At 60.9% G+C, this 24670-nt stretch carries 28 protein-coding genes; 17 read left to right on the top strand and 11 right to left on the bottom strand.

What is annotated here, in order from left to right:
* The first annotated feature begins 164 nt into the window (after positions 1 to 164).
* The 3 genes from AC2CGI_RS07695 to dld all read left to right on the top strand — a co-directional run bounded on the left by AC2CGI_RS07695 (position 165) and on the right by dld (position 2992).
* The gene (locus tag AC2CGI_RS07695; protein ID WP_006324220.1) at positions 165 to 368 is read left to right on the top strand and encodes a ParD-like family protein; all 204 of its coding nucleotides are present in this window, start codon (positions 165 to 167) and stop codon (positions 366 to 368) included.
* A complete protein-coding gene (map, locus tag AC2CGI_RS07690; protein WP_015377060.1) occupies positions 365 to 1159 on the top strand; it encodes a type I methionyl aminopeptidase in 795 nt (264 codons plus the stop codon). Before AC2CGI_RS07695 ends, map begins: the two co-directional genes overlap by 4 nt.
* Positions 1160 to 1285: 126 nt before the next feature.
* The gene (dld, locus tag AC2CGI_RS07685; protein ID WP_076740453.1) at positions 1286 to 2992 is read left to right on the top strand and encodes a D-lactate dehydrogenase; all 1707 of its coding nucleotides are present in this window, start codon (positions 1286 to 1288) and stop codon (positions 2990 to 2992) included.
* Positions 2993 to 3055: 63 nt separating this feature from the next.
* On the opposite strand, the gene AC2CGI_RS07680 is transcribed toward dld, so the two are convergent.
* Genes AC2CGI_RS07680 through AC2CGI_RS07670 form a run of 3 tightly spaced genes read right to left on the bottom strand, consistent with a single transcriptional unit; the run spans position 3056 to position 5749 of the window.
* The gene (locus AC2CGI_RS07680) at positions 3056 to 4063 is read right to left on the bottom strand and encodes a FecCD family ABC transporter permease (protein ID WP_015377058.1); all 1008 of its coding nucleotides are present in this window, start codon (positions 4061 to 4063) and stop codon (positions 3056 to 3058) included.
* Positions 4060 to 5016 (bottom strand): ABC transporter substrate-binding protein, encoded by a 957-nt coding sequence (locus tag AC2CGI_RS07675; protein WP_076740454.1) that lies wholly within the window; start codon positions 5014 to 5016, stop codon positions 4060 to 4062. Before AC2CGI_RS07675 ends, AC2CGI_RS07680 begins: the two co-directional genes overlap by 4 nt.
* Positions 5017 to 5032: 16 nt before the next feature.
* Positions 5033 to 5749 (bottom strand): ABC transporter ATP-binding protein, encoded by a 717-nt coding sequence (locus AC2CGI_RS07670; RefSeq protein ID WP_075685290.1) that lies wholly within the window; start codon positions 5747 to 5749, stop codon positions 5033 to 5035.
* Between the two features lie 598 nt (positions 5750 to 6347).
* On the opposite strand from AC2CGI_RS07670, the gene AC2CGI_RS07665 reads away from it, so the two are divergent.
* On the top strand, positions 6348 to 7199 hold the full coding sequence (locus tag AC2CGI_RS07665) for a DMT family transporter (RefSeq protein ID WP_031299715.1): 852 nt from the start codon (positions 6348 to 6350) through the stop codon (positions 7197 to 7199).
* A gap of 57 nt (positions 7200 to 7256) precedes the next feature.
* Here AC2CGI_RS07665 and AC2CGI_RS07660 read toward each other — a convergent pair whose 3' ends face one another.
* On the bottom strand, positions 7257 to 7847 hold the full coding sequence (locus AC2CGI_RS07660; RefSeq protein WP_004939641.1) for a Yip1 family protein: 591 nt from the start codon (positions 7845 to 7847) through the stop codon (positions 7257 to 7259).
* A gap of 205 nt (positions 7848 to 8052) precedes the next feature.
* Between AC2CGI_RS07660 and AC2CGI_RS07655 the strand changes: the two genes are divergently transcribed.
* The 8 genes from AC2CGI_RS07655 to AC2CGI_RS07620 all read left to right on the top strand — a co-directional run bounded on the left by AC2CGI_RS07655 (position 8053) and on the right by AC2CGI_RS07620 (position 13651).
* Positions 8053 to 8520: an acyltransferase gene (locus tag AC2CGI_RS07655; protein WP_004939644.1), complete on the top strand. Its 468-nt coding sequence runs from the start codon at positions 8053 to 8055 to the stop codon at positions 8518 to 8520.
* Positions 8520 to 9062, top strand: a complete 543-nt coding sequence (locus AC2CGI_RS07650) for a GNAT family N-acetyltransferase (protein ID WP_076740455.1) — start codon at positions 8520 to 8522, stop codon at positions 9060 to 9062. Before AC2CGI_RS07655 ends, AC2CGI_RS07650 begins: the two co-directional genes overlap by 1 nt.
* 104 nt (positions 9063 to 9166) lie before the next feature.
* Complete coding sequence (locus tag AC2CGI_RS07645) at positions 9167 to 10009, top strand: DUF1460 domain-containing protein (protein WP_076740456.1); 843 nt, start codon at positions 9167 to 9169, stop codon at positions 10007 to 10009.
* A 130-nt stretch (positions 10010 to 10139) separates the two neighbouring features.
* Positions 10140 to 10952: a MetQ/NlpA family lipoprotein gene (locus tag AC2CGI_RS07640; RefSeq protein WP_015377051.1), complete on the top strand. Its 813-nt coding sequence runs from the start codon at positions 10140 to 10142 to the stop codon at positions 10950 to 10952.
* A 152-nt stretch (positions 10953 to 11104) separates the two neighbouring features.
* Positions 11105 to 11554: a type II toxin-antitoxin system PemK/MazF family toxin gene (locus AC2CGI_RS07635; protein WP_004939660.1), complete on the top strand. Its 450-nt coding sequence runs from the start codon at positions 11105 to 11107 to the stop codon at positions 11552 to 11554.
* A 233-nt stretch (positions 11555 to 11787) separates the two neighbouring features.
* Positions 11788 to 12813: a MerR family transcriptional regulator gene (locus AC2CGI_RS07630; protein ID WP_015377050.1), complete on the top strand. Its 1026-nt coding sequence runs from the start codon at positions 11788 to 11790 to the stop codon at positions 12811 to 12813.
* 111 nt (positions 12814 to 12924) lie between these two features.
* Positions 12925 to 13464, top strand: a complete 540-nt coding sequence (locus AC2CGI_RS07625) for a GNAT family N-acetyltransferase (protein ID WP_033645837.1) — start codon at positions 12925 to 12927, stop codon at positions 13462 to 13464.
* A gap of 103 nt (positions 13465 to 13567) precedes the next feature.
* Entirely contained in the window at positions 13568 to 13651 is an 84-nt protein-coding gene (locus AC2CGI_RS07620; RefSeq protein ID WP_016928643.1) for a small membrane protein YohP, read from the top strand.
* A 42-nt stretch (positions 13652 to 13693) separates the two neighbouring features.
* On the opposite strand, the gene AC2CGI_RS07615 is transcribed toward AC2CGI_RS07620, so the two are convergent.
* The 3 genes from AC2CGI_RS07615 to AC2CGI_RS07605 all read right to left on the bottom strand — a co-directional run bounded on the left by AC2CGI_RS07615 (position 13694) and on the right by AC2CGI_RS07605 (position 16167).
* Positions 13694 to 14614, bottom strand: coding sequence for a DUF808 domain-containing protein (locus tag AC2CGI_RS07615; protein ID WP_141173924.1), 921 nt, complete (start codon positions 14612 to 14614; stop codon positions 13694 to 13696).
* Between the two features lie 102 nt (positions 14615 to 14716).
* The gene (locus AC2CGI_RS07610; protein WP_076740548.1) at positions 14717 to 15646 is read right to left on the bottom strand and encodes an alpha/beta fold hydrolase; all 930 of its coding nucleotides are present in this window, start codon (positions 15644 to 15646) and stop codon (positions 14717 to 14719) included.
* 116 nt (positions 15647 to 15762) lie between these two features.
* Positions 15763 to 16167 carry a VOC family protein gene (locus AC2CGI_RS07605; RefSeq protein ID WP_015377047.1) on the bottom strand — a complete coding sequence of 135 codons (405 nt, stop codon included), beginning with the start codon at positions 16165 to 16167 and terminating at the stop codon, positions 15763 to 15765.
* 76 nt (positions 16168 to 16243) lie between these two features.
* Between AC2CGI_RS07605 and AC2CGI_RS07600 the strand changes: the two genes are divergently transcribed.
* Positions 16244 to 16699, top strand: a complete 456-nt coding sequence (locus AC2CGI_RS07600) for a GNAT family N-acetyltransferase (RefSeq protein ID WP_015377046.1) — start codon at positions 16244 to 16246, stop codon at positions 16697 to 16699.
* A 34-nt stretch (positions 16700 to 16733) separates the two neighbouring features.
* Here AC2CGI_RS07600 and pbpG read toward each other — a convergent pair whose 3' ends face one another.
* The 3 genes from pbpG to AC2CGI_RS07585 form a co-directional block, all read right to left on the bottom strand.
* Positions 16734 to 17663 carry a D-alanyl-D-alanine endopeptidase gene (pbpG, locus tag AC2CGI_RS07595; protein ID WP_048322449.1) on the bottom strand — a complete coding sequence of 310 codons (930 nt, stop codon included), beginning with the start codon at positions 17661 to 17663 and terminating at the stop codon, positions 16734 to 16736.
* 151 nt (positions 17664 to 17814) lie between these two features.
* The gene (locus tag AC2CGI_RS07590) at positions 17815 to 18918 is read right to left on the bottom strand and encodes an adenosylhomocysteinase (RefSeq protein WP_004939682.1); all 1104 of its coding nucleotides are present in this window, start codon (positions 18916 to 18918) and stop codon (positions 17815 to 17817) included.
* Between the two features lie 45 nt (positions 18919 to 18963).
* Positions 18964 to 19908, bottom strand: coding sequence for a GlxA family transcriptional regulator (locus AC2CGI_RS07585; protein ID WP_015377043.1), 945 nt, complete (start codon positions 19906 to 19908; stop codon positions 18964 to 18966).
* A 91-nt stretch (positions 19909 to 19999) separates the two neighbouring features.
* On the opposite strand from AC2CGI_RS07585, the gene AC2CGI_RS07580 reads away from it, so the two are divergent.
* Both AC2CGI_RS07580 and AC2CGI_RS07575 read left to right on the top strand, forming a co-directional pair.
* On the top strand, positions 20000 to 20677 hold the full coding sequence (locus AC2CGI_RS07580) for a DJ-1/PfpI family protein (protein ID WP_076740457.1): 678 nt from the start codon (positions 20000 to 20002) through the stop codon (positions 20675 to 20677).
* 50 nt (positions 20678 to 20727) lie between these two features.
* A complete protein-coding gene (locus AC2CGI_RS07575) occupies positions 20728 to 21291 on the top strand; it encodes a DedA family protein (protein ID WP_076740458.1) in 564 nt (187 codons plus the stop codon).
* 16 nt (positions 21292 to 21307) lie between these two features.
* On the opposite strand, the gene AC2CGI_RS07570 is transcribed toward AC2CGI_RS07575, so the two are convergent.
* Entirely contained in the window at positions 21308 to 22201 is an 894-nt protein-coding gene (locus AC2CGI_RS07570; protein WP_076740459.1) for a LysR family transcriptional regulator, read from the bottom strand.
* Between the two features lie 111 nt (positions 22202 to 22312).
* Between AC2CGI_RS07570 and AC2CGI_RS07565 the strand changes: the two genes are divergently transcribed.
* The gene (locus tag AC2CGI_RS07565; protein WP_004939694.1) at positions 22313 to 22750 is read left to right on the top strand and encodes a PACE efflux transporter; all 438 of its coding nucleotides are present in this window, start codon (positions 22313 to 22315) and stop codon (positions 22748 to 22750) included.
* 432 nt (positions 22751 to 23182) lie between these two features.
* A complete protein-coding gene (gene ansP, locus AC2CGI_RS07560) occupies positions 23183 to 24649 on the top strand; it encodes an L-asparagine permease (RefSeq protein WP_004939697.1) in 1467 nt (488 codons plus the stop codon).
* Positions 24650 to 24670 lie beyond the last annotated feature (21 nt).

Raw genomic sequence — 24670 nt, 5'->3', positions numbered from 1 at the left:
TAAATCCTTCTGAAAAATCATGGCAAAAAAGTCGTTTATCACAATAAACGCATTGCCTGGCGGCGGCAATCGTTGTTGCCAGAATCTTCTTACGCCACAGAATGCCACATCGCGACCATCCCAAACGTATACACTTCGTATATTGTTCATTTATGGAGACGCCAATGGGCATCGTAAAAATTTCGGACGCGCTGCATGACGATCTGCGCCTCGCCAGCCTGACTATGACGCGTTCGATCAACGCGCAGGCCGAGTACTGGATCAAGATCGGCATGCTGGCGGAGTTCCATCCGGAACTGACTTACCCGCAACTGGTAAAAAAAATGATGAAAGATAACGCGCTGACGCTGAAGGAGATTGTCGGGTGAAACAGATTGTGATTAAAACGCCGGAAGAGATTGCCAAAATGCGCCATTCCGGCGCTCTGTTGGCTAAAGTGTTTGCTATGCTCGATGAGGTCATCGTCGAAGGCATCTCCACCATGGAGATCAACGACCGCGCCGAGGCGTTTATCGTCGAAGAGCTGAAGTCGCGCCCGGCCAGCAAGGGGCAGTATGATTTCCCCTTTGTGCTCAACACCTCCGTGGACGACGTGGTGTGCCACGGCGTGCCGTCGGCCAGCAAAATCCTGCGTTCCGGCATGATAGTCAACGTGGACATCACGCTGGAAAACGGCGGCTACATCGCCGACTCCAGCAAGATGTACTGCATCGGCCAGGTGACGCCGCTGGCCAAACGGCTGGTGAACAACGTCTATGAATCGATGTGGCAGGGCATTCGCGCGGTGAAACCGGGCGCCACTCTGGGGGATATCGGCCACGCCATCCAGCGACACGCCGAACAGGCCGGCTACAGCATCGTGCGGGAGTATTGCGGCCACGGCATCGGCCGCGACATGCACGAAGAGCCGGCGGTGCTGCACTACGGTCAACCCGGCAGCGGCATGGCGCTGCAGGAAGGCATGGTATTCACCATCGAGCCGATGATCAACCAGGGCGACCGCCGCATCAAGCAGAAGAAAGACGGCTGGACGGTGGTGACGCGCGACAAAAAACTGTCGGCGCAGTGGGAGCACACCGTGGCGGTCACCGCCGACGGCGTGGAGATCCTGACGCTGCGCGACGAAGAGCGCCAGGCCGGCTACGCCGAGCGCTACTAAACCCGCAAGCCATTAGCCCACCAAGCTGATAGCTTAATAAGTTATTTAATTGATAACCTCTTAGCTTATTGCGCGGCACCCCGGCGCCGCGATTAAGGCGACGGGGATGACAGGGAGACAGGCAGCATGCAGTCAGGCAATCAGACGTTTATCAATCAGCTCAAGGACATCGTCGGCGGCCCGCAGCTGTTGACCGGCGATCGCAACACCGAGCGTTATCGCAAGGGCTTCCGCTCCGGCGAAGGCCAGGCGCTGGCGGTGGTGTTTCCCACCAGCCTGCTGCAGCTGTGGCGCATTCTGCAGGCCTGCGTGGCCGCCGACAAAATCGTCATCATGCAGGCCGCCAATACCGGCCTGACCGAAGGCTCAACCCCCAGCGGCAACGACTATGACCGTGATATCGTCATCGTCAGCACCCTGCGCCTCGATCATATTCAGGTGCTGGACAACGGCAAGCAGGTGGTCGGTTTTCCCGGCAGCACCCTGCACCACCTCGAGAAATTGCTCAAACCCTACGGCCGTGAACCGCATTCGGTGATCGGCTCTTCCTGCATCGGCGCCTCGGTGATTGGCGGCGTGTGCAACAACTCCGGCGGCTCGCTGGTGAAACGCGGCCCGGCCTATACCGAAATGGCGCTGTACGCCCAGCTAGGGGAAGACGGCCAGCTGCGCCTGGTGAACCATCTGGGCATCCGGCTTGGCGACACGCCGGAAGAGATCCTCACCCGGCTGGAAAAAGGCGACTATCGCCCGGAGGACGTCGAATACGGTGAGCTGCGCGCCTCGGATAACGAATACGCCAGCCGGGTGCGCGACGTCGATGCCGACACCCCTTCCCGCTTCAACGCCGACAAACGCCGCCTGTACGAAGCTTCCGGCTGCGCCGGCAAGCTGGCAGTGTTCGCGGTGCGGCTTGACACCTTCGAGAAAGAGGGCAAAGAGCAGGTGTTCTATATCGGCACCAACGACACCGCGGTGCTGACCGAACTGCGCCGCCACATGCTGAGCAAATTCGAAAACCTGCCGGTGGCCGGTGAATACATGCACCGCGATATCTTCGACATCGCCGAGGTGTACGGCAAAGACACCTTCATGATGATCGACAAGCTCGGCACCGATCAGATGCCGCGCTTCTTCACCCTGAAAGGCCGCATGGACGCCAGCCTCAACAAGCTGCCGCTGCTGCCGCACAACCTGACCGATCGGCTGATGCAGGGCCTGAGCCATCTGGCACCGAGCCACCTGCCGAAGCGCATGAAGGAATACCGCGAACGTTTCGAACACCACCTGCTGCTGAAGATGGCCGGCCCCGGCGTAGACGAAGCGCAGCGCTACCTGACCGACTATTTCGCCCAGGCCGAAGGCGCCTTCTTCGCCTGCACCCCTGACGAAGGCAAAAAGGCTTTCCTGCACCGCTTCGCCGCCGCCGGCGCCGCGGTGCGCTACCACGCGGTGCACGCCGACAAGGTGGAGGATATTCTGGCGCTGGACATCGCCCTGCGCCGCAACGACACCGACTGGTTCGAAACGCTGCCGCCGGAGATCGACAGTCAGTTGGTGCATAAGCTGTATTACGGCCACTTTATGTGCCACGTCTTCCACCAGGACTACGTGGTGAAAAAAGGCGTGGACAGCCATGCACTGAAAGAAAAGATGCTCGAGATCCTCAACCGGCGCGGCGCCGAGTACCCGGCGGAGCATAACGTCGGCCACCTGTACCACGCCAAACCGGATCTGCAGGCGTTCTACCGCACCGCCGATCCGACCAACAGCTTCAACCCCGGCATCGGCAAAACCAGCAAACGCAAAGGCTGGGCCGAAGCCCCCCGCTAAGAGCGCCCGATTGGCCCGCCGACGCGGGCCACCTCACCTTCCTGTTGACCTTCAATGGCCCATTCAGCGTTCCGCACGCAGCAGCAAGGAGACGATGAACGCGCCCCCCAGCCCCGCCGTAATGATGCCGATGGGCAGCTCCTGATTGGGGATCAGGCTGCGGCTGAGCATGTCGCCGCCGGTCAGCAGCATCGCCCCCAGCAGGCCGCACATCGGCACGGACAAGCGGTGGCGCACGCCCACCAGGCGCCGGGCCAGATAAGGCACCATCAGCCCGACAAAACCGATCACGCCCGTCAGCGAAACGAGAAACGCCGTGGACAGTGCGCAGCACAGAAAGGTCTCGGTGCGCAGGCGTGCGACGTTGACCCCCATCGAATGGGCGGTGTGCTCGCCCGCCAGCAGCGCGTCCAACGCCCGCCAACGCAGCGCCGTAAACCCGGCCAGCAGCACGAAACTCGCCAACGGAATGAACAGATTATCCCAACGCGCCAGCCCCAGCCCGCCCAGCGACCAGAACAACACCGAGCCGGCCGCCCGCTGATCGCCGGAAAACACCAGGTAGCTGGTGAGCGCGCTGAACAAAAACGAGACCGCCAGGCCGCAGACGATCAGCTGCTCGGCGCGCCTGACCCGGCTGACGCGAAACAGGATCATCACCGCCATCGCGGACAAAATGCCGCCGGCGAAAGCGGACAGCGGCAACGTCAGCGCGCCCAGCGCATCGCCGAAGCGCGTGATGACCAGCACCGCGCCGGCGGAGGCGCCGGAGGAGAGCCCAAACAAAAAAGGATCGGCCAGCTCATTGCGGGTGGTAGTCTGCAGCAACGCGCCGGTCATCGCCAGCCCGGCGCCGGTCAACGCCGCCAACAGGGCTCTGGGCATTCGCAGTTGCACGACGATGGTATCCAGCATGCCGGAGAGGGGCGCCGAACCGAGCCCTAACGCCGCCAACGCCTGCCGCCATGACAGCGCAACGCTGCCCAGCTGCAGGCTCCAGATCATTAGCCCACACAATACCGACAGCGCCAGCGGCGCGAGCAGCATAAATCGCCGGGTCGGCGAGTTCATTCAGCCTCCGGCGCGTACAGCGCCCGCGCCAGCTTTTCCACCGCGCCGATGTTGGCCGGCCCCGGCGTCAGCTCCGCATACTGCAGTTTCAGATAACGGTGGTGCCGTACCGCGGGGGTCAATTTCATCAACGGGTGAGACTCGAGGAAACGCCGCAGCGCATCGGCCCCCGAACCGGTCTGGTAATCCAGCAGAATAATGAAGTCGGGCTCAGCCGCCGCCACCGCCTCCCAGGACGCCGTCGTCCAGCTCGCCGGTAAATCGTCCATCACGTTGCGGCCGCCCGCCGCTTCGATGATCGCCGTCGGCATGGCGTATTTGCCGCTGGTAAAAGGCTTCTCCTCCCCCGAGTCATAGACGAACACCTTGAGCGGCGTCTGACCCGCCGTCCTGACTGGCAGCGCAGCCAACCGGCGGCGCCAGCCTTCAACCAACGCGGCTGCCTCTTGCGGCTTGCCGAAAATCTTGCCGAGCTTCAGCTCATCGTCATACAGCAGGTTCATATCGGCCTTCTGCGGCCGCCCGCCGGCCTGCACGCAGCTCTCGCTCAACACCAGCGTTTTGATGCCGAACGGGGCGAGCTTCTCCGGCGTGACGTCGCCGCCGATCTTCATACCGTAATTCCAGCCGGCGAAGAAGAAATCCGGCTGCGCCGCCAGCAACGTTTCCAAAGCGGGATATTTCGGCGCCAGTTCGGGAATGGCGCCCATCGCCGCCTTGAAGTCGGGCGTCAGTTTGTACCAGCCGGTGATGCCGGTCAGCCCGACAATGCGATCCTGCAGATGGAGCGCAAAGACCATCTCAGCCATGTTGATGTCGTTGATGACGGCGCGTTGAGGCGCCTGGTTGAAGGTGATCGGCGAACCGCAGCTGTCTACGGTGACGGGAAATTTTTCGGCCGCCGCCGCCCCGCCGGCCAGCAGCAGGAGCAGGGGGAATACGCGTGTGTTCATATTTCTCTCTGGTTTATCAAGCGCAATGGGGAACGTCAAAAATACGCAGCGTTTTCCCGCTGACGGGGTGCGCCACCTTGAAACTGTTCATGCCGAACACCGGCAAAATCACCGGGGTCTGCAACACCGCCTCGGGCGTACCACAGGCTACCTGGCGGCTTTCGTTGAGCACCAGGATCCGATCGGCAAACGCCTCCGCCACGGGCAAATCGTGCAGCACCGCAATCACGGCAATATCTTTATTTTTCACTAACGACAACAGCGCCGAGCGCCCGGGCGGATCGAGGTGATTGGTCGGTTCATCCAGCAACAACAGGTCGGGAGACTGCGCCAACGCCCGGGCCAGTGCGGCGCGCTGACGCTGGCCGCCCGAGAGCCGCCCTAACGGGTGGCGCCTGAACGGCGCCAGCCCGGTTTCCCCGATGGCCTCATCAACGATGCGCTTTCCCGTCGCAGAGCGTTCGCCATGCGGTAAACGGCCCAACGCCACGTAATCCTCAACCGACAGCCGCAAATCCGGCAGATCGTTTTGCGCCAGAAAGGCGATGCTTCTGGCGCGCTCCGCCGCCGGCCACGCGGACAAGGCGCGCCCTCGCCAGTAAATGCCGCCGCTGTCCGGCCGCGTTTCGCCGATCAGGGTGCGCAACAGGCTGGACTTGCCGCTGCCGTTGGGGCCGATCACCGCCAGCTTCTCACCGGCGCGGAGCGCGAAATGGATGTTGTCGAGTATCAATGCCCCGCCGTGTCCGGTCAGGCTAACTCCATCAACATGGAGGATGTCGTGAGCTGAATTCATCATGCATAAATTGTTATATTATAACATATCAGTGTTTTTACCACGATTGCTCGCCTTCTGCAAAAGCGAATCGCAAACTCTTATGCCGCACGCGCTGCGTGAAGCAAGGCAGAGGGCAAGCCGCGCCCTGCGTCAAAACGGCGTGGTTAAAGCAACATAGCACACCTTTTTATTAATGATAATGATTTTCATTATCATTAATGTCTCTGTGATTTCCGATTGCACGCCCCGCTGAACTTGGTTATGTTTGAAGCGATTCGTCTCATTCCCGATTTTCAGGAACTCACATGACCTACCTGGCGCACAGTACAGATCCGACAAACGCGACCGTTCCGGCCGTCGTTTTGCTGTGTGCTTCCTCCGCCCCACCCGCCGTTTCTTCTGTCGTTTCTACGGTTGCCGCTTACCCGCCACGCCTTGTGGTTGTGCGTTAAGCCAAACCGACTTTTTACCTCCGGCTTAGTGATCTGTTGCGTTCAGGCGTAGACCGCCGCGCGCGCCGGAGCCTGTAATTTTCACGACAGGTGAAATTGATATGCGATTACCTTCTCTCTGGGCCAATGCCGGCCTGGCTACGCTGTTCGTCCTGCTCTGGAGCAGCGGCGCGATCATCTCCCGTTGGGGATTGGAGCACGCCTCCGCCTTCGCTTTTCTGTTCTTCCGCTGCGCCATCGCGCTGGCGGTGCTGTTTGCCATCGGCCTGTGGCGGCGCCAGTGCCTGCCCGCCCCCGGCACCCGCCGGCGCGTCGCGCTGATCGGCGTGTTGATGATCGGCAGCTATCAGATCTGCTATCTGCTGGCGTTGGAACAGGGCATTACGCCCGGCGTGCTGGCCACATTGCTCGGCGTACAGCCGATCCTCACCCAGTTCATCACCGAACGGCGCTGCACCGGGCTGCGCGCATTCGGGCTGGCGCTGGCGATGGCCGGGCTGACGCTGGTGGTGTACCAAAGCCTGATGGTGGCTCATTTCTCGCCGAGCGGCATGCTGTTCGCCTTTATCGCATTGGGGAGCATGACCGCCGGTACCCTGCTGCAAAAGGGCATGACACAGCCGCCGCTGGCGGTCTTGCCGCTGCAGTATGCCATCGGGCTATTGATGTGTACGCTGGCGCTGCCGTTTGAGCCGCTGCGGGTCGACTGGCGGCCTGAGTTCGTGCTGCCGCTGCTGTGGATGGCGGTGGTGATCTCGGTGCTGGCGACGTTCTTGCTGTATCGCCTGATCCAGCGCGGCAACCTGGTGCAGGTCACCAGCCTGTTCTATCTGATCCCGGCGGTGACCGCCCTGCTGGATTATCTGCTGCTCGGCCACGCGCTGGCCGCGCTGAGCCTGTTGGGGATGGCGGGCATCGTGCTCGGCGTGATGCTGGTTTTCCGCCGCGCATAAAAGCAAAAGCCCCCGCGCCGTTCCACCGGCGCGGGGGCGACAACAACAGCCGTTAACTCAGAATAACCAGGAACCGTACCCCCACAGCAGCACCGTCACCCCAAGCAGCAGCTCGAGCAACAGGATGCCGATAGCGAAGGTCGAGCTGGAGAAGATGAACCCTTCCTTACTGTCGATATTCAGGAAGTGCGGGATCCCCAGATTCAGCAGATAGCCCGAATAGCACAGGCCGATAATGCCGACAAACAGACACAGCCAGACGACCGGATAGAGCGCCACAATCCCGCTGAGGAACATCGGGGTCGCCACGTAGCCGGCGAACACCATGCAGCGGTGCAGGCTGGGGCGCGATTCATAGCGCCGCGCCATCCAGTGAATGACTTTCCCCATGGCCGCTACGCCCGCCAGCATCAGCAGGTAGAACGCCACGGCGGTATAAAGCGCGGTAAACATGTCGAGCCTGATGGCATGTCCCTCGCCGGAGAGCCAGCCCAACTGGGTGGTGCCGATAAAGGCGCAGACCACCGGAATGGCTGCCAAGAGCAACACGTGATGGGTGTATAGGTGCGAGACGCTTTCATTCTCGCTTTTGATCTGTTCGAACTCGGCGCTGGGATGCGCCAGAAGTCCCCAAACATGACTGACCATGAGACACCTCCAATCTCGCCGTAGGCCGCGATCGGCGAACGAATTTCACACCTCTGACGGACTGCTACCCGTGCGAGGATTGCGGCCACGGGGCTCTCTCCCCTGTACTAATTATAGTCTTTCGGCGAAAAAACGTGCGGAAAGCGCAACGCCGCGGCGCTTTGTCTTATACTCCCCCCATTAAACCAAGGCTGTGAGGAAGGTCATGTCATCCGTTATCACCACCCGCCAGGCGGGGATCGTCGACGTCGAAGCCGGGCGCAACGTTACCGTGATCGAACCCTGCAATCTGTACGGTTGCCGGCTCGGTGACGATGTCTTCGTCGGCCCGTTCGTCGAGATCCAGCGCCACGTCAGCATCGGCGCGCGCAGTAAAATTCAGTCGCACAGCTTTATCTGCGAATACGTCACCCTCGGCGAAGCGTGCTTTGTCGGCCACGGCGTCACCTTCGCCAACGATCTGTTCAAAGACGGCGCGCCCAATGCCGATCCGGCCAGCTGGGGGCGCACCTGCATCGGCGATCGGGTGTCCATCGGCTCCGGCGCCACGATCCTGGCGGTGGAGATCTGCAGCGACGCGGTGATCGGCGCCGGGGCGGTCGTGACCCGCGACATCACCCGCAAGGGGATCTACGCCGGCAACCCGGCGCGTCTGCTGCGGGAGCTGCCGTAATGACCCCGGCCGTCCGCATCGCGGCCATTGAGACGTTGCCCGACGATTATCTGGCCCGCGGCGATTTCAGCTTCACCATCGCCTGTTACGCCCTGCCGCAGTTCGACAGCCCGGTGGACAGCTGGCCAACCCGCCCGGTGGCACCGTTTCGCAAGCAGTATCCGCTGGCGCCGTTCGCCAACGAAGACAGCGTGACCTTCCTGGCGTATCGCCAGGACGACGCCGTTGGCCATATTACGCTGAGCAAAAACTGGAACGGTTACACCCTGATCGACGAGATCGCGGTCAGCGCTGACGCGCGCCGTCAGGGCATCGCCGGGGCGCTGCTGGACTGCGCCAAACAGTGGGCGCGGCAGCAGGAAACCTCGGGTATGATGCTCGAAACGCAGAACAACAATCTGGCGGCCTGCCGCTGCTACCAGCATTACGGGTTTATTCTCGGCGGCATCGATCGTTTGCTGTACCGCGCCGAGCCGGAGATCGCCGATCACGAAATCGCGCTGTTCTGGTATTTGCCGTTCAATAGCGAAATCGGTTACTGATTTATCGATTGCCATTGAGGCTATGTTTACTTTTTAACCCCTACCATCGGATGAGAACTGTTATCACTTACTCTGATAAACCAGCGACACCCAGGGAGGGCCGTATGAACAAGAACAAGGCTGTTTTACTGATGTTAGCTATCGCCATGAGCGGATGCGCCGAGCGCCCCACCCCGGCAACGCCGCCGACCGACGTCACCGTTGCGCCGCCGAGCGTGCAGCCGGAGATGGACGCCAGCACCCGCAGCAAGCTGCGTGAGATCCTCACGCTGCGCGCCGGTTGGCCCGCCGCGCAGCCGCATGGCCGCACCGTCGATTTGATTTCGCGTGAATTCCTCGGCACGCCCTACCTCGCCAACCGCCTGATCGGCTCGCAGAGCACGCCCGAGCAACTGGTGATCGACTTCCGCGGGCTGGATTGCTTCACCTACATCGATTATGTGGAAGCGCTCAGCACCGCCCGCAGCGAGACCGAGTTCGTTCAGCGTCTGGTAGACATTCGCTACGTCGACGGCAAAATCGCCTTCCCGCAGCGCAAACACTTCTTCACCGACTGGGCGCAGCGGCCGAAAAAAGTGGCCGAAGACATCACCGCCCAGCTCAGCCCACACGCCGTCACCCTCGTGAAAAACCTCAACCAGAAGGCGGACGGCAGCAGCTACCTGCCCGGTTTGCCCAACGTACAGCGCAGCGTGACCTACATTCCCAGCGACAGCGTCGACGACAAGGTGCTGGCCCAACTGCGCACCGGCGACTACATCGGCATTTACACCAACCTCGCCGGGCTGGACGTGACCCACACCGGCATCTTCGTGATGACCGACAACGGCCCGGTGCTGCGCAACGCCTCTTCGCGCAAAGCCAACATGCGGGTGGTCGATTCACCCTTTATGGATTACGTGATGGCTACGCCGGGCATCGTGGTGCTGCGTTCGCTCAGCCGATAACTCCCCGCTGCATAACGGCTATAAGCTATAGCCGTTTATGCTGAACGAGCGTTTGACTTCATCGGCGGTTCAGGCTTAGCTGTAAGAACAAAAACCAACTGATTTTATTGTTCTTTTCAGGGAGACTTCGATGACCTTACGCTGGCGTATCACCCCTCTGGCGGCGGCCTTCGCCGCCGTATTGGCGCTGCAGGGCTGCGATCAAAAAACCGACCAAAACCATATCAAAGTCGGCGTCATCAACGGCGCGGAACAGGACGTGGCGGAAGTCGCCAGGCAGGTGGCGAAAGAGAAATATGGGCTGGACGTCGAGCTGGTCGGCTTCAGCGGCTCGCTGTTGCCGAACGACGCCACCGACAAGGGAGAACTGGACGCCAATGTGTTCCAACACCGCCCATTCCTCGAACAGCAAAACAAAGATCACGGCTATAAGCTGGTGGCGGTCGGCAATACCTTCGTCTTCCCGATGGCCGGCTACTCCAAAAAGATAAAATCGCTGAAAGAGCTGCCGGACGGCGCGGTGATCGCCATCCCGCTCGATCCGACCAACCTGGGGCGCGCCCTGCTGCTGCTGGAAAAAACCGGGCTGATTAGCCTGAAGCCTGGTAAGGGGCTGCTGCCTACCGCCCTGGACATCAGCGCCAACCCGCATCGTTATCAGATCATGGAGCTGGAAGGCGCGCAGCTGCCGCACGTGCTGGACGATCCGAAAGTCACCGTCGCCGTCATCAGCACCACCTACATCAACCAGACCGGCCTGTCGCCGACCAAAGACGGCATCTTCATCGAGGATAAAGACTCGCCGTACACCAACATCATCGTCACCCGCGAAGACAACAAGGACGCGCCGAACGTGCAGAACTTCATCAAGGCCTATGAGTCGGATGAAGTGGCCAAAGCCGCCGAAAAAATCTTCAACGGCGGCGCGGTGAAAGGCTGGTAAATTCGGCCACCATCAAGGCGGATTCTGCGTACGAATCCGCAATATTTCACTTTCATTCCCCGTTTCCTTACGCCACACCTTTATCTAAAAGCAAAACGCCCGCATGCTCATTTCTCCATAACACGGATTGTTCACAACAAAAGAGTGTCTCGATGCCGATCAAATTTGCCCCCAAGGTCGGGGAAATTCTTGAGTGCAACTATGGCAACTATCCCCTATCAGTCTGCCAACCGCATGAAGCCGGCTTTTATGATGGCCACATTCCACCAGAAATGGTGAAGAACCGTTTAGTTGTTGTGTTAAATGGCAAAATTAACGGCAACGCCTGCATTATCGTACCGCTGTCGACCACCAGAGATTCGAACAAGATCGAACGGGGATTGCACATCGAAATTACGCGTGAACTCATCGAAGATATGAGATTCTTTCATCCGCAAACCCGCTGGGCAAAGGGCGATCTGGTGCAGCAAGTCAGCCGCCAACGGCTGAACAGAGCCCGTAAAGAGAGAGGCTTTCTTACCCAGTGTCTGTCGCGCGAGCTTGTTGCTGACATACAACGCGCCGTCATTAAGTCGATCAACGCCAAAAATATGCTGTTCTGACCAGTACGCTGTTGTTGACAAAACAGACAAATCAGGTGAAATTGTCGCCGTAGCCGATAAAGGCCCTTATGCTATACCCTCCCTTTCAGGGACCTGCGAAGCCCAGCCATCCAGCTGGGCTTTTGCCTATCAAGCGCCCACCGATTTTTAACACGTCATCTTTTCTTCCCGCTCTTGACCCTTACGTGGCGTCAGGCTTTAGTATCCTGGCACGCACAAGGGAGGAGCTACATATGTTATTGAAAGTCGGCGAACTGGCGCGCCGTTCCGGCATTACCGTTCGCACACTGCATCACTACGACAGCATTGGCTTGCTGGTCCCTTCTGCGCGTTCCGACGCCGGTTATCGTTTATACAACCGGGCTGACATCACCCGCTTGCACCACATCCAGGCGCTGCGCCGGATGGGCGTTTCGCTGGCGGAAGTCGGGGCAATTCTGGCGCGTTCAGGGCTGGCGCTTCCGGCGGTGATTGAGCAGCAGATCGCCATGTTGGACCAGCAGTTGGCACAGATCGCCGCATTGCGCGGCCGGCTGCAATACATGCATGCCCAACTCTCCGCCGGGCACGAACCAGAACTGAACGACTGGCTAACTACGTTGGAGTTAATGACCATGTACGATAAATACTTTACCGCCGATGAGCTGGCGCAACTGCCGTTCTACCAGGCCGATCCCACCCGCAATCAGGAATGGGCTGCATTGGTGAGCAGCGTGGGACAACTGATGGCGGAAGGCGTCGAACCTCAGGCGCCACAGGCACAGGCGCTGGCGCGCCGCTGGATGCTGATGCTGGAGCGCGACACCGCCGGCAACCCGGCCTTTCTCACCCGGCTGAACGCCATGCACGCCGACGAACCGTCGATGCGCGAACAGACCGGCATTACACCGACGATGACGGACTACATCACCCGCGCCTTTGCCGAAACCAAGCTGGCTGTCTATCAAAAATACCTGTCGGCGGAAGAGTACGCCTATGTGCGTCAACACTATTTCACCCGCCTGCAGGAGTGGCCGGCTCTGATCGCTCAATTCCATCAAGCGATGAACGACGGCATACCGTCCGATTCGCCGGAGGCAGTGCGATTGGCGGCCAGTTGGCTGGCGCTGTTCCAATCCTATGCAGGCACCAACCCGGCGACGCAAATGAAGATCCGCGAAGCGATGGAACGGGAACCCTCGCTGACCGAGGGCACCTGGCTGACTCCGCCGCTGCTGGCCTATCTGCGCCAGGCCGTGACCCGGCTGATGCGCGGTTGACGACCCCATAGGATTTTCTTATCTCACCATAAGAAAACCCGATTTACCCCGGCGGCAAGCGGCGCGCATAATGGCGTTTATCCACTGATTTTCAAGGTAAACAGACCCGCCATGACGCTCTCCGCTCCCGTACTCAGCCTCCTTGACGCCACACCGGACGATATGGCCGCCGTGCAGCGTATTTACACCCACCACGTGCTGCACGGAGCCGCCTCGTTTGAAGAACAACCGCCGACGCTGGCGGAAATGCAGCTGCGGCTGGCCAAGGTGCAAGCAGCCGGGCTGCCCTGGCTGGTGGCGAAAAGTGAAGGCCGTATTGTGGGCTACTGCTATGCCACGCCGTATCGCCCCCGGCCGGCTTACCGCTTTACCGTGGAAGACTCGGTGTACATCGCCGAAGGGCAGCAGGGCAAAGGCGTCGGCAAGGCGCTGCTGAGCGCACTGATCGCCCGCTGCGAGCAAGGCCCCTGGCGCCAGATGCTGGCGATCGTCGGTGATTCCGCCGCCAACCGCGGCTCGCTGGCGCTGCACCAGTCGCTCGGCTTTACCAGCGTCGGGACGTTAAAGGCCGTGGGATTCAAGCTGGGGGAATGGCGCGACACCCACATCATGCAGCGCGCGCTGGGCGCGGGCGACAATCAGCATCCTTGAAGGCATGGCGACGCACGATAGGGAGTTAGCGTCTATAGTGAAGAGTGATTTCATTGAGTTAGCGCCAATCGCACGCCACCTTTAACCGGTAAGGGAGAATCAAATGAAAATTATTCTGTGGATAGTCGCCATCATCTTTATCGTGGGTTTGTTGACGATTACCGGCGTTCTCAAACTGATCTTTTAATGCGCTTAATACGTCCCGCCCCTTCCGGGGCGAGACTTTTCATCATGCCTTGAAACGCGCGCGTACCGCCCCCAGCGCCGATACCACCGCCAGCACCACGCCGCCGGCCACCAGCCCGAACGCCACGTTCAGCAGGGCCGGAACCACACCCTGCAAAAGATGGCCAAACGTCGGCACCACGGTGGTGTACGAGGCCCAATCTTCGAACAGGTGATGCACCGGCGGCAGACCGTGGGTCAGAATACCGCCGCCGACCATAAACATGGCGACAGTGCCGACGATCGACAGCGTTTTCATCAGATAAGGCGCGGCACGCACGATGCCGCTGCCGATGGCGCGCGCCAACGCGCTGCCTTTGCGGCTCAGGTACAGCCCCAGATCGTCCAGCCTGACGATGCCGGCGACAATGCCGTACACACCGAGCGTCATCACGACGGCGATGCCGCACAAGACGATCACCTGCTGGCTGAAGGTGGCGCCGGCGACCGTGCCCAAGGTGATGGCGATAATCTCGGCGGACAGCACAAAATCGGTGCGTATCGCCCCTTTCACCTTGCGCTTCTCATAGGCTGCGGCATCCTCATTGGCGCCGGGCCCGTCCGATTTTTCCTCCTGTGCCGCCTTGCCGTGGCTCAGGCTGTGAAACACCTTTTCGAACCCTTCGTAACACAGGTAGGCGCCGCCCACCATCAGCAGCGGCGTAATCGCCCAGGGCGCGAAGGCGCTGATCAAGAGCGCCAACGGCACCAGGCTCGCCTTGTTGATCAGCGAGCCTTTAGCGACGCTCCACACCACCGGCAGCTCGCGGTCGGCTTTAACGCCGGTGACCTGCTGCGCGTTGAGCGCCAGATCGTCCCCCAACACCCCGGCGGTTTTTTTCGCCGCCATCTTGCTCATTAAAGAGACATCGTCCAGCAATGAGGCGATGTCGTCGATAAGGGTAAGTAAACTACTTCCTGCCAAAATGATTCATCCTTTTCATATTCACGGGCCATTCTATGTTTAGCATAGCGGTAAAGCGTCATAAAAGGATATGGGAGGATCTCGGAAAACGCCGGGTGGACGTTAAGCCCCCTCGCCCGCCAGCCCCTCATCGGATCCGATAGCGGACACACGCGAGATATGTTGAAGGACAAGGCGATGGGCATCAAAGACGCACGATAAATGCGTACTCCCCTCAAGCAAACCCAATGTCACATGCACGCTGCCATGCTGTTCAACGAAACGCTGCATCGCTTGCGCATTGAACAACTCGTCCTGCGCGGCCGCCAGCAGTAAGGTTGGCAATCGCAGCGCCGCCAGTTGCTTGGCCGGGGCGCGAGGCGTCAAGGCGTTAGCCATATTAACGCTGTATTGGCAGATAAAATCGGGGGAGGCGGCCAGTACGGCCAGGGGAAAATTCAGGCTGACCGCCCGAGATTGCCCGAACCATCGCCCACCGCTAAGCGCATTGGCCACAAAAGGCCATTGACGCACCTGAGCAAAACGGGCCGCCGCCGCCAGATCGCGGGCCATCCCGGAAAATGGCCCCAGCTCCGGCGCCAGCAGGATCAGGCTATCCGCCTGCTGCTCACCAGGATAGCGGGTCAGGTAGTTGAGCAACATCCCGGCGCCGCTCGAATGGCCCAGCAGGTGCCTGCGCGCCAACGGAAACCGGCGGCGCATTTCCGCCAGGATGACATCGACATCGCGCCAAATACGCTCAGGCCGCTCAACCGTCCCCCGCTCTCCCGTGGAATCGCCATGTCCGCGAATATCGACCAGGCACACCGCGAGCGTTGGCTCGGCCGCCAACTGGCGCGCCAGGACGTCATACCCGGCGGCGCTGTTAACCCCGCCGCCGTGATACACCACCATCACGTCTTCATTCGCGGCAGTTTGCCGATACAGGCGATAGCTCAATCCCTCAACGCGACCGGACGACATCTCCACATGCCCGCCCGGCCACTCGCCGTAAGACTTCGCTTGCTCAACATAGCGGTCAAAATCAATCAAAGCGCACCTTTCCATGAATGTTGTCGGTATTGCCCACGGCAGAATTCCCTGCCACCACGGGGGTAAGCATATGAAACAACCGCAGGCGCTACCATCCCTTTTGCACGCCCTTGGCGTCAGGGCAGATCCCCCGCCGGCACATTGAGCTGCCAGGAGAGGCCGAAACGATCGTTCAGCCAACCGAACCGGGCGCTGAAGCCGTAGTCATCGAGCGGCATCAGCACCTTGCCGCCTTCCGCCAGCCGGTGGAACGCCCGCTCCAACGCTTCTTCGTTAGGCAGGTTGATGAACAGCGACACCGCCGGGGTGAAGCTGAAGTCATGGCTGATCGGGCTGTCGATGAACACCAGGTTCTGCCGGTCGAAATCGATGGACGCATGCTTGATCAACCGCCGGCCGTCCGGCGTCGGATCGTAATGCTGCACCTGCATGAGCCGAAAACGCTCGAACACCTGGCTGTAAAGGTCGATCGCCCGCTGCGCCTCTCCCTGGAACATGACAAAGGTCGAAACCTGACTCATAACATCCCCTCCGACAATCGTTGTGGTATTAATGGAGGATAGCGGATTACCGTTGAAGCGGCGGAAAGGAGCAATCATGAGCATCATTCATCGCCTGGCGCAGCCGGACGATCTCAACGGCCTGTTAGCCTTGTATCGCGAGCTGCGCCCGCAGGACGCGCCGCTGCGCGCCGACGACGCGCGCCGTGCCCTGCAACGCCTGCTGGACGATCCGGCGATCCGCCTGGTGGTGGCGGCGGACGAGGAACAGCCGATCGCCACCTGCATGCTGGCGCTGATCCCGGGGCTGGCGCATCAGGCGCAGCCGTTCGGCGTCATCGAGCACGTGGTGACGGCGGAGCCCTATCGCGGCCACGGCGTGGCGCTCGCGATGGTCGAATACGCGCTGCAGCTGGCCTGGCGCAAGGGCTGTTACAAGGTGATGCTGCTGTCGGGACAGCAACGCACAGGCGCGCACCAGCTTTATCTCAAAGCGGGTTTCGACGGCGATCGCGAGCGGGGATTTGTCATCAGGCGGCCCGAGGGCCGATAGCGGCCTGCAGCAAAAGAGCAGGCCGCCAGGCGGGTTATTCGCTGTCGTTCTTCGCCAGACGGGCGTCTTTTTGGCGGCGATAGTCACGCGCGGCGGCCGGGATCGGCGTCACCTTGCCGGTTTCAATCCAGCTGCGCAGACGGTTGGCGTCGGCGAAATGGGTGTATTTGCCGAAGGCGTCCAGCACCACCAGCGACACCGAGCGGTTACCGATCACGGTGCGCATCGCCAGGCAGTGCCCCGCCTGGTTGGTGAAGCCGGTCTTGGTCAGCTGAATGTTCCATTTCGGGTTGTACACCAGGTGATTGGTGTTGCGGAACGGCAGCGTGTAGTTCGGATCCTTGAAGCTGGCCATGCGCTCGGTGGTGGTGCTGAGCTGGCCGATCAACGGATATTGCTTGGTGGCGATCAGCAGTTTGGTCAGATCGCGCGCCGTCGACACGTTATGAATAGAGAGCCCGGTCGGTTCCACGTAATGGGTGTTGGTCATACCCAGCGCCCTGGCCTTGGCGTTCATCGCTTTGATGAAGGCGTTGTAGCCCCCCGGATAGTGGTGCGCCAGGCTGGCGGCCGCGCGGTTTTCCGACGACATCAGCGCCAGCAGCAGCATATCTTTGCGGCTGATTTCGCTGTTCAGCCGCACCCGTGAATACACCCCTTTCATCTCCGGCGTCTGGTGGATGTCCACCGACAGCATCTCGTCGAGCGGCAGGTGCGCGTCCAACGTGACCATGGCGGTCATCAGCTTGGTGATCGAGGCGATCGGCACCACTTCATCCGGGTTGCGCGCGTACATCACCTTATGGGTTTGCATATCGACGACCATCGCGCTGCCGGAGGCCAGCTCAGGCTGGGTGGCGTGCAGGGCGGCAGCGTTGTCGCTGGCCAGCGCGCGCGGCGCAAAGCCTGCGCCCGCCTGCAAAGCGAGCAGGGTCAGAACCAAAACACGTATTTTCACAGGCATTACTCTGAAATGGGGGCTTGAACTCAGCGAATTATATGTGAGGGTTCAGCGCTTGGCACTGGGATTATAGGGCGGATTTGTGACAAATTCTGTCGGCCGAAAATCGGCACAGCCCGCGGGCGCTCTGGGATGAACGCCCGCGTAGAAAAAGTTACAGCGCCGGCTGCCAGGCCGACTGCGGCAACAGGTACAACCCCGGCGTTTGCCGCGCCCCTGCACCGACGATATGGCCGATGCCGGCCGCCATCACCGCCAGCGTGACGTCGAAGGCGTTGAGGCTGTCGCCGTAGCCGGCGGTCAGGTTGAACATCGAGCCGTTGGCCAGCAAATAAACCGTCTTCTCATTGAGTTGGTAAGCGTTCACATAAGGCATCGGCTCGTGGTGCGGCAGGCCCTTGAGGAAGCCGACGTCGATCTCTTCCGCCACGTGGCCGACGTTGAGGATAAATACGCCGTCCTGCGCCTGTTGCAGATGCTGCGCCGAAAGCACGTTTTTCGCGCCGGTCGCGGTGGCGATCACGTCCGCCTGCGCGACCCCGCTCGCCAGATCCACCACCTGCCAGCCGTCATAACGCGCCTGCAGCGCACGCGCCGGATCGATTTCCGCCACCATCACCTGGCCGCCGTAGGCCCTGGCCGCGGCCGCCGTCCCCTGCCCGACCAGGCCGTAGCCAATCACCAGCACGCGCTTTTCATGCAGCGTCAAATGGGTGGTCTGGAAGAAGGTGTGCCAGGCGGTCAGCCCAACCATATGCCGATTGTGCAGCCCTTCTTTCACCGGCAGATCGTCCCAGTTGAAGATCGGGTAGCGCGGCGCCACGCCGTTTAACCGATTGATGCCCGATCCGGTGGCCTCCAGCCCGGCGACGATCTGCGGGCCGTTCGGCGATTGGTGCAAACGGGTGGTCAAATCCGCTCCCATTTCGCACAGGTGGGTCGGCTGCCAGGCCAACGCGCGATCGAAAGATTCCGACCATTCGCCGGCGCTCATGTCACGCCAGGCATAGGCCTGCGCGCCCCGCCGTTCCAGCCAGGCCACCACGTCGTCCTGCACCGTAGTGGGATTGCAGGTGGTCAGAAAGATCGCCGCGCCCTTGTCCAGCAGGCCGGCCACCAGCGGCGCCATTTTCAGATCCAGGTGCATATTGCACGCCAGCCGCACCCCGTGCAGGTCCGGCAACGCCGCCACCGCCGCCCGGGTGCGCGGCATATGACGCATCGCCCAGCTCAATTCACTGTCAAAATCCTGATACATCCGTTGCTCCTCTGGTGTGCCCCGCCACCAGGCGTGGCAAAAAAGTTATCCCGCGCGGCCGAGCCGGCGGATCGCCTGCGGCGACAGGCCAAATACGCGGATAAACGCCCGCCTCATGCGTTCCGGATCGCTGAACCCCACCGAGCGGGCGATCGCTTCCAGCGGCTCGGCGCTCTCTTCGATGCGCACCCTGGCCGCCTCTACCCGCAATTGCTCGACCACCTTGGCCGGCGTCTGCCCGGTTTCAGCGCGGAACAGCCGGCCGAATTGCCGCTCGCTCAGGCAGGCGGCGTCGGCCAGATCCGCCACCGACAGCGGCTGGTGCAAATGTTCACGCGCGTACGACAGCGCGGCGCGCATGCGATCCGACGACGGGTTCAACGCCAGCAGCAGCGAGTACTGCGACTGCCCGCCGGGGCGGCGGTGATAGACCACCAGCTGCCGCGCCACGGCCGCCGCCAGGGTGGCGCCCAGATCGTCCTCGATCAGCGCCAGCGCCAGATCGATGCCGGCGCTGATGCCCGCCGAGGTCCAGATATCGCCGTCGCGGATGAAAATGCGGTTGCTGTCGACGCGGATACGCGGATAACTCTGCTGCAACCGCGCCGCATGATACCAGTGAGTGGTGGCGCGTTTGCCGTCCAGCAGCCCGCAGGCCGCTAGAATAAACGCCCCGGTGCATACGCTGGCGATACGCCGCGCTCGTCGGCTTTGGTTGGCCAGGAACGCCACCAGCGCCGGTGACTGCGCCGCCATCACGTTGCCGCTGCCGCCGGCCACTACCAACGTATCGAAACGCTCGTCGCCGCACGGCTGCGTGGCGATTTCCACCCCGGCCGAGCTGGCGACCATACCGCCCTGCGGCGAGATCGCCACGCAGCGGTAGGCCGGCGGGTCAGTGAACTGGTTGACGTTATCGAACGCCGCCAGCGGGCCGGCAAAGTCCAGCAGGTTGAAACCGGGAAAAACCACAAAACCGATCGTTTTCATGATGGCGCTTTTTGAGGGTTATCTGTCATATCAGCCAAATGTAGGGCGGCTATTATGGCTCAGGTCCAACGATAAAAATGAGGCGAATGTCATGTCTGAACCACTCGTGATTGTATTTCCCATCTATCAAGGCGTCACCCAGCTCGATTTCACTGGCCCACTGCAGTTTCTGCGCCGCATGCCGGGCGCGGAAATCATCGTCGCTTCAGTAGACGGCGCGGATGTCGAGTCGGAAGGCTTGCACTTCACCCAGCTGCGCCCGCTGCCGGAGATCGCACGCTGCGATGTGCTGTGCGTGCCGGGCGGCAGCGGCTGCACCCAGGCGCTGCAGGATAAAGCATTCATGCAGCAAATCCGGCGGCTGGGCGCCGATGCCCGCTATCTGACTTCGGTATGCACCGGTTCGCTGATCCTGGCCGCCGCCGGCCTGCTGCCGGGCAAACGCGCCGCCTGCCACTGGTCGATGCGCGACAGCCTGAAGCTGTTCGGCGCCATACCCAGCGCTGCACGCGTAGAGCGCGACGGCAACGTGATCAGCGGCGGCGGCGTTACCGCCGGCATCGATTTCGCGCTGGCGCTGATCGCCGAACTGCACGGCGAAGACACTGCCCAAACGATCCAACTCTATCTGGAATACGCCCCGGCCCCGCCGTTCACGGGCGGCACGCCGGAACTGGCCCCGCCGCACATTTACGCCAAGGTACAGGCACAAATGGCGGAAAGTCTGGCGCAGCGCAGAGCGTTGGTGGCCCAGATCGCCCAAGGCTAGCGATCGGGCGTATACTTGCCCTTATGCGTCAGTCACATAAGGAGTAAGGAATGACCGATTTGGCCCACTACATTACGGACTATGGCTACTGGGCGTTGTTTATCGGCTGCCTGGCTGAGGGGGAAACCATCACGCTGCTGGGCGGCATCGCCGCCCATGAAGGGCTGTTGCACTGGCCGTGGGTGATCGCAGTAGTGGCGCTCGGCGGCATGATGGGAGACCAACTGTTGTACTTCGCCGGCCGCCGGTTCGAAGGCAAAGTCATCTCGCGGCTCAAGGGGCAGGAAAAGCGCATCGCGCGCGCCAGAAGGCTGATCGCCCGCCACCCGATGCTGTTCGTTATCGGGGTGCGCTTTATGTACGGTTTCCGCATCATCGGCCCGGTGCTGATCGGCGCCAGCCGCCTGCCGCCGTCGCGCTTCGTACCGCTGAACATCCTCGGCGCCATTCTCTGGGCGACGATCTTCGTCATGCTCGGTTATTTTGGCGGCCAGGCGATCGAACGCTTCGTTACCGGCTTCGACAAAAAGTTCTCCAGCCTGCTGTTTGTCGCGCTGGCGATCGCCGCTATCCTGCTGGTGCGTTTCTGGTGGCGTAAACGCCACCCGGAGTAAGCAAACGCAGCGGGCGTCAGCTTTCCTGCGGCGCCGCGCGCATCAGCTCGACCAGCTCGCGCGCCGCCTTGTCCAGCGGGCGGTTCTTCAGCCAGATCAAATGCATCGGCAAGCGCAGCTCGTTCTTGGTGTTTTTGAATTTCAGCCGCACCAGACGCCCCTGCGCCAGCAGCGGCTCGGCCAACGACAGCGGAAAATTGCCCCACCCCAGGCCCGCTTCCACCATGTTCAGCGCCATCGGCAGGCTGTCGGTGCGCCAGTAAGCCTCCGCCACCTGGGGACGCAGATCGCCGATCGGCAGATCGCGGCTGGCCACCATGATCTGCCGCACGTTGACCAGATCCTCGAGAAACAGCTCACCCGCAGCGCCGTCCAGCGCCGGGTGCTGCGGCGACAGCATCGCCACCAGCGACTCCGCGCCGACGAAGTGGAACTGTTCCGCGCTGTTGACGTTCAGCCCGCCGAACGCCAGACAAACACCGATGCGCTCCTCGTGCAGCATGTGCAACACGTCGTCCTGCGGCGCGCTGAGCACTTCGATGTTCAGCAGCGGATAACGCTGCGACAGCGTTTTCACCGCCGCCAGCAGGCTGGCGCCGTTGATATCCGACGCCACGCCGATCGAAAGCCGACTCTCCAGCCCCTGGGACAGTTCGATGGCGTGCACCTGCAGCTGCTTGAGCTGCCCGGCGATCAGGCGGGCGTGCGGCGCCAGAGCCAGCGCCAGCGCAGTCGGCGTCGGTTCACGGTGAGAACGGTCGAACAAGGCAAAACCGAGCTCCGCCTCCATGTTGGCGATGGCCATGCTGACAGCGGAGGGCACGCGCCGCAGCGCGCGGGCGGCGGCGGAAAACGAGCCGCGATCGAGCACCGCCAAAAACAGTTCGATGTTGTCGCTGGAAAAATTCATTGTTCACCTGTCAGATTAACTGACAACTCCTGACTTTTTCTATCAATGTGATTGACGTTATCTTAGCCGCCGTCGCCACAGAGGCAACTAAAAACAGATCGGGAGAAAACGATGCAAGGCGTCAAACGCAAACTGGTGTATGTCACCGCTTATGAAATCATCGGCATGGCGATCTCGGCGCTGGGGTTGGCGCTGCTGTCGGGTCATGCGCCGAGCAGCACCGGGCCGCTGGCGGTGGTGATCACCACCATCGCGGTCAGCTGGAACTTTATTTACAACTATTTATTCGAGTGGTGGGAAAGCCGCCAGGTGTCGCGCACCCGCACGCTCAAACGCCGCATTTTGCACGCCGTCGGCTTTCAGCTGACGCTGGTAGTGTATCTGATCCCGCTGATCGCCTGGTGGATGGGCATCACGCTGTGGCAGGCGCTGCTGCTGGATATGGCGCTGATCGTCATCATTCCTTGCTACACCTTCCTGTTTAACTGGGCGTTCGACAAGCTGTTCGGCCTGCCCGCATCGGCACTGCCGGCCGGTGAATCGGCCTAAGACTCGTTACGCACCCACCGACCCGCTGCTTTATCCCATTTTCTGCGCGGGTCGCCATTTCCTTCCTCTTATTTCTCGCCGCGAAATATAAGAACAACACCCTGTAATTTGCACGGTAATTATTATTTTGTGATTTTAATCACTTTTTATTCTTCGATATTTCCGTCTTGATAAAACATCACATCTTTTTGAATAATATATCCTTTTATATTTGGATTAAAAAATAAACACACTTGTTCACGTTTTATGCGCAGTATTTTTTGCCACCATTACGGAGAAAAGGTAGCATGCTTCGCCGTTATTTTAATGATGGCTGTATACACAATAAACAGCGGAATGATGCCACGACCTCATTCTCATGACGATTGGTCATAGCAATCGTTTGCTCTCGGTAAGAGCAGGGTTAACATAGACAGGTAAACAGGACGGATAATGCACTCACAAAAAAAGTCGGCGGATGACAAACACGCCGCCAGAAGACGCTGGCTAGACTCTCATGAATCCGGTTATCACAAAAGCATGGGCAACCGGCAAATCCAAATGATCGCCATCGGCGGCTCCATCGGCACCGGCTTGTTCCTCGGTACCGGCGGCCGTCTCGAGTTGGCCGGGCCGGCGCTGGCGCTGGTCTATCTGGTGTGCGGGATCTTCTCTTTCTTCATCCTGCGCGCGCTGGGCGAACTGGTGCTGCATCGCCCTTCCAGCGGCAGCTTCGTTTCTTACGCCCGCGAATTCCTCGGTGAAAAAGCCTCTTACGTCGCCGGCTGGATGTATTTCCTCAACTGGGCAATGACCGGCATCGTCGACATCACCGCCGTGGCGCTGTACATGCACTACTGGGGCACCTTCGCCGACGTGCCGCAGTGGCTGTTCGCCCTCGGCGCGCTCGGTATCGTCGCCACCATGAACATGATCGGCGTGAAGTGGTTCGCCGAGATGGAGTTCTGGTTCGCACTGATCAAGGTCGCCGCCATCGCGCTGTTCCTGATTGTCGGCGTCGTCTTCCTCGGCACCGGCACCCCGGTCGCCGGCCACACTACCGGCATGCACCTGATCACCGAAAACGGCGGCATGTTCCCGCACGGCCTGTTGCCTGCTCTGGTGCTGGTGCAAGGGGTGATCTTCGCCTTCGCCGGCATCGAGCTTATCGGCACCGCCGCCGGCGAGTGTAAAGATCCGGCCAAAATGATGCCTAAAGCGATCAATAGCGTGATCTGGCGTATCGGCCTGTTCTACGTCGGCTCCGTGGTGCTGCTGGTGCTGCTGCTGCCGTGGAACGCCTATCAGGCCGGCCAAAGCCCGTTCGTCACCTTCTTCAGCAAGCTGGGCGTGCCTTACATCGGCACCATCATGAACATCGTGGTGTTGACCGCCGCGCTGTCCAGCCTCAACTCCGGCCTCTACTCCACCGGCCGCATCCTGCGTTCACTGGCGATGGGCGGCTCCGCGCCGAAGCTGATGGCCAAAATGAGCAGCCAGCAGGTGCCTTACGCCGGCATCCTGGTCACCTGCGGCATCTATGTGATCGGCGTGGTGCTCAACTACCTGGTGCCGGCGCAGGTGTTCGAGATCGTGCTGAACATCGCCTCGCTGGGCATCATCGCCTCCTGGGCGTTTATCATCGTTTGCCAGATGCGCCTGCGTAAAGCCGTGCGCGAAGGCCGCGCGCAGCCGGTGTCGTTCAGAATGCCGGGCGCGCCGTTCACCTCCTGGCTGACGCTGGCGTTCCTGCTGGTCGTGGTGGTGATGATGGCCTTCGACTACCCGAACGGCACCTGGACCATCGCCACCATTCCGGTGTTGGCGGTGCTGCTGACGCTGGGCTGGTTCGGCCTGCGCAAACGCGCGCAGGAAGTGAAGCTGGAACAGCAGGCTCACGAAGAACAGAGCCAACGCTGAATCGACAAACCGCCCTCCGGG

It is taken from the genome of Serratia sp. LSHTC3 (assembly GCF_057197125.1).
The sequence above is the reverse complement of the archived record's forward strand: the minus strand, read 5'-3'. Positions and strand labels throughout refer to the sequence as shown.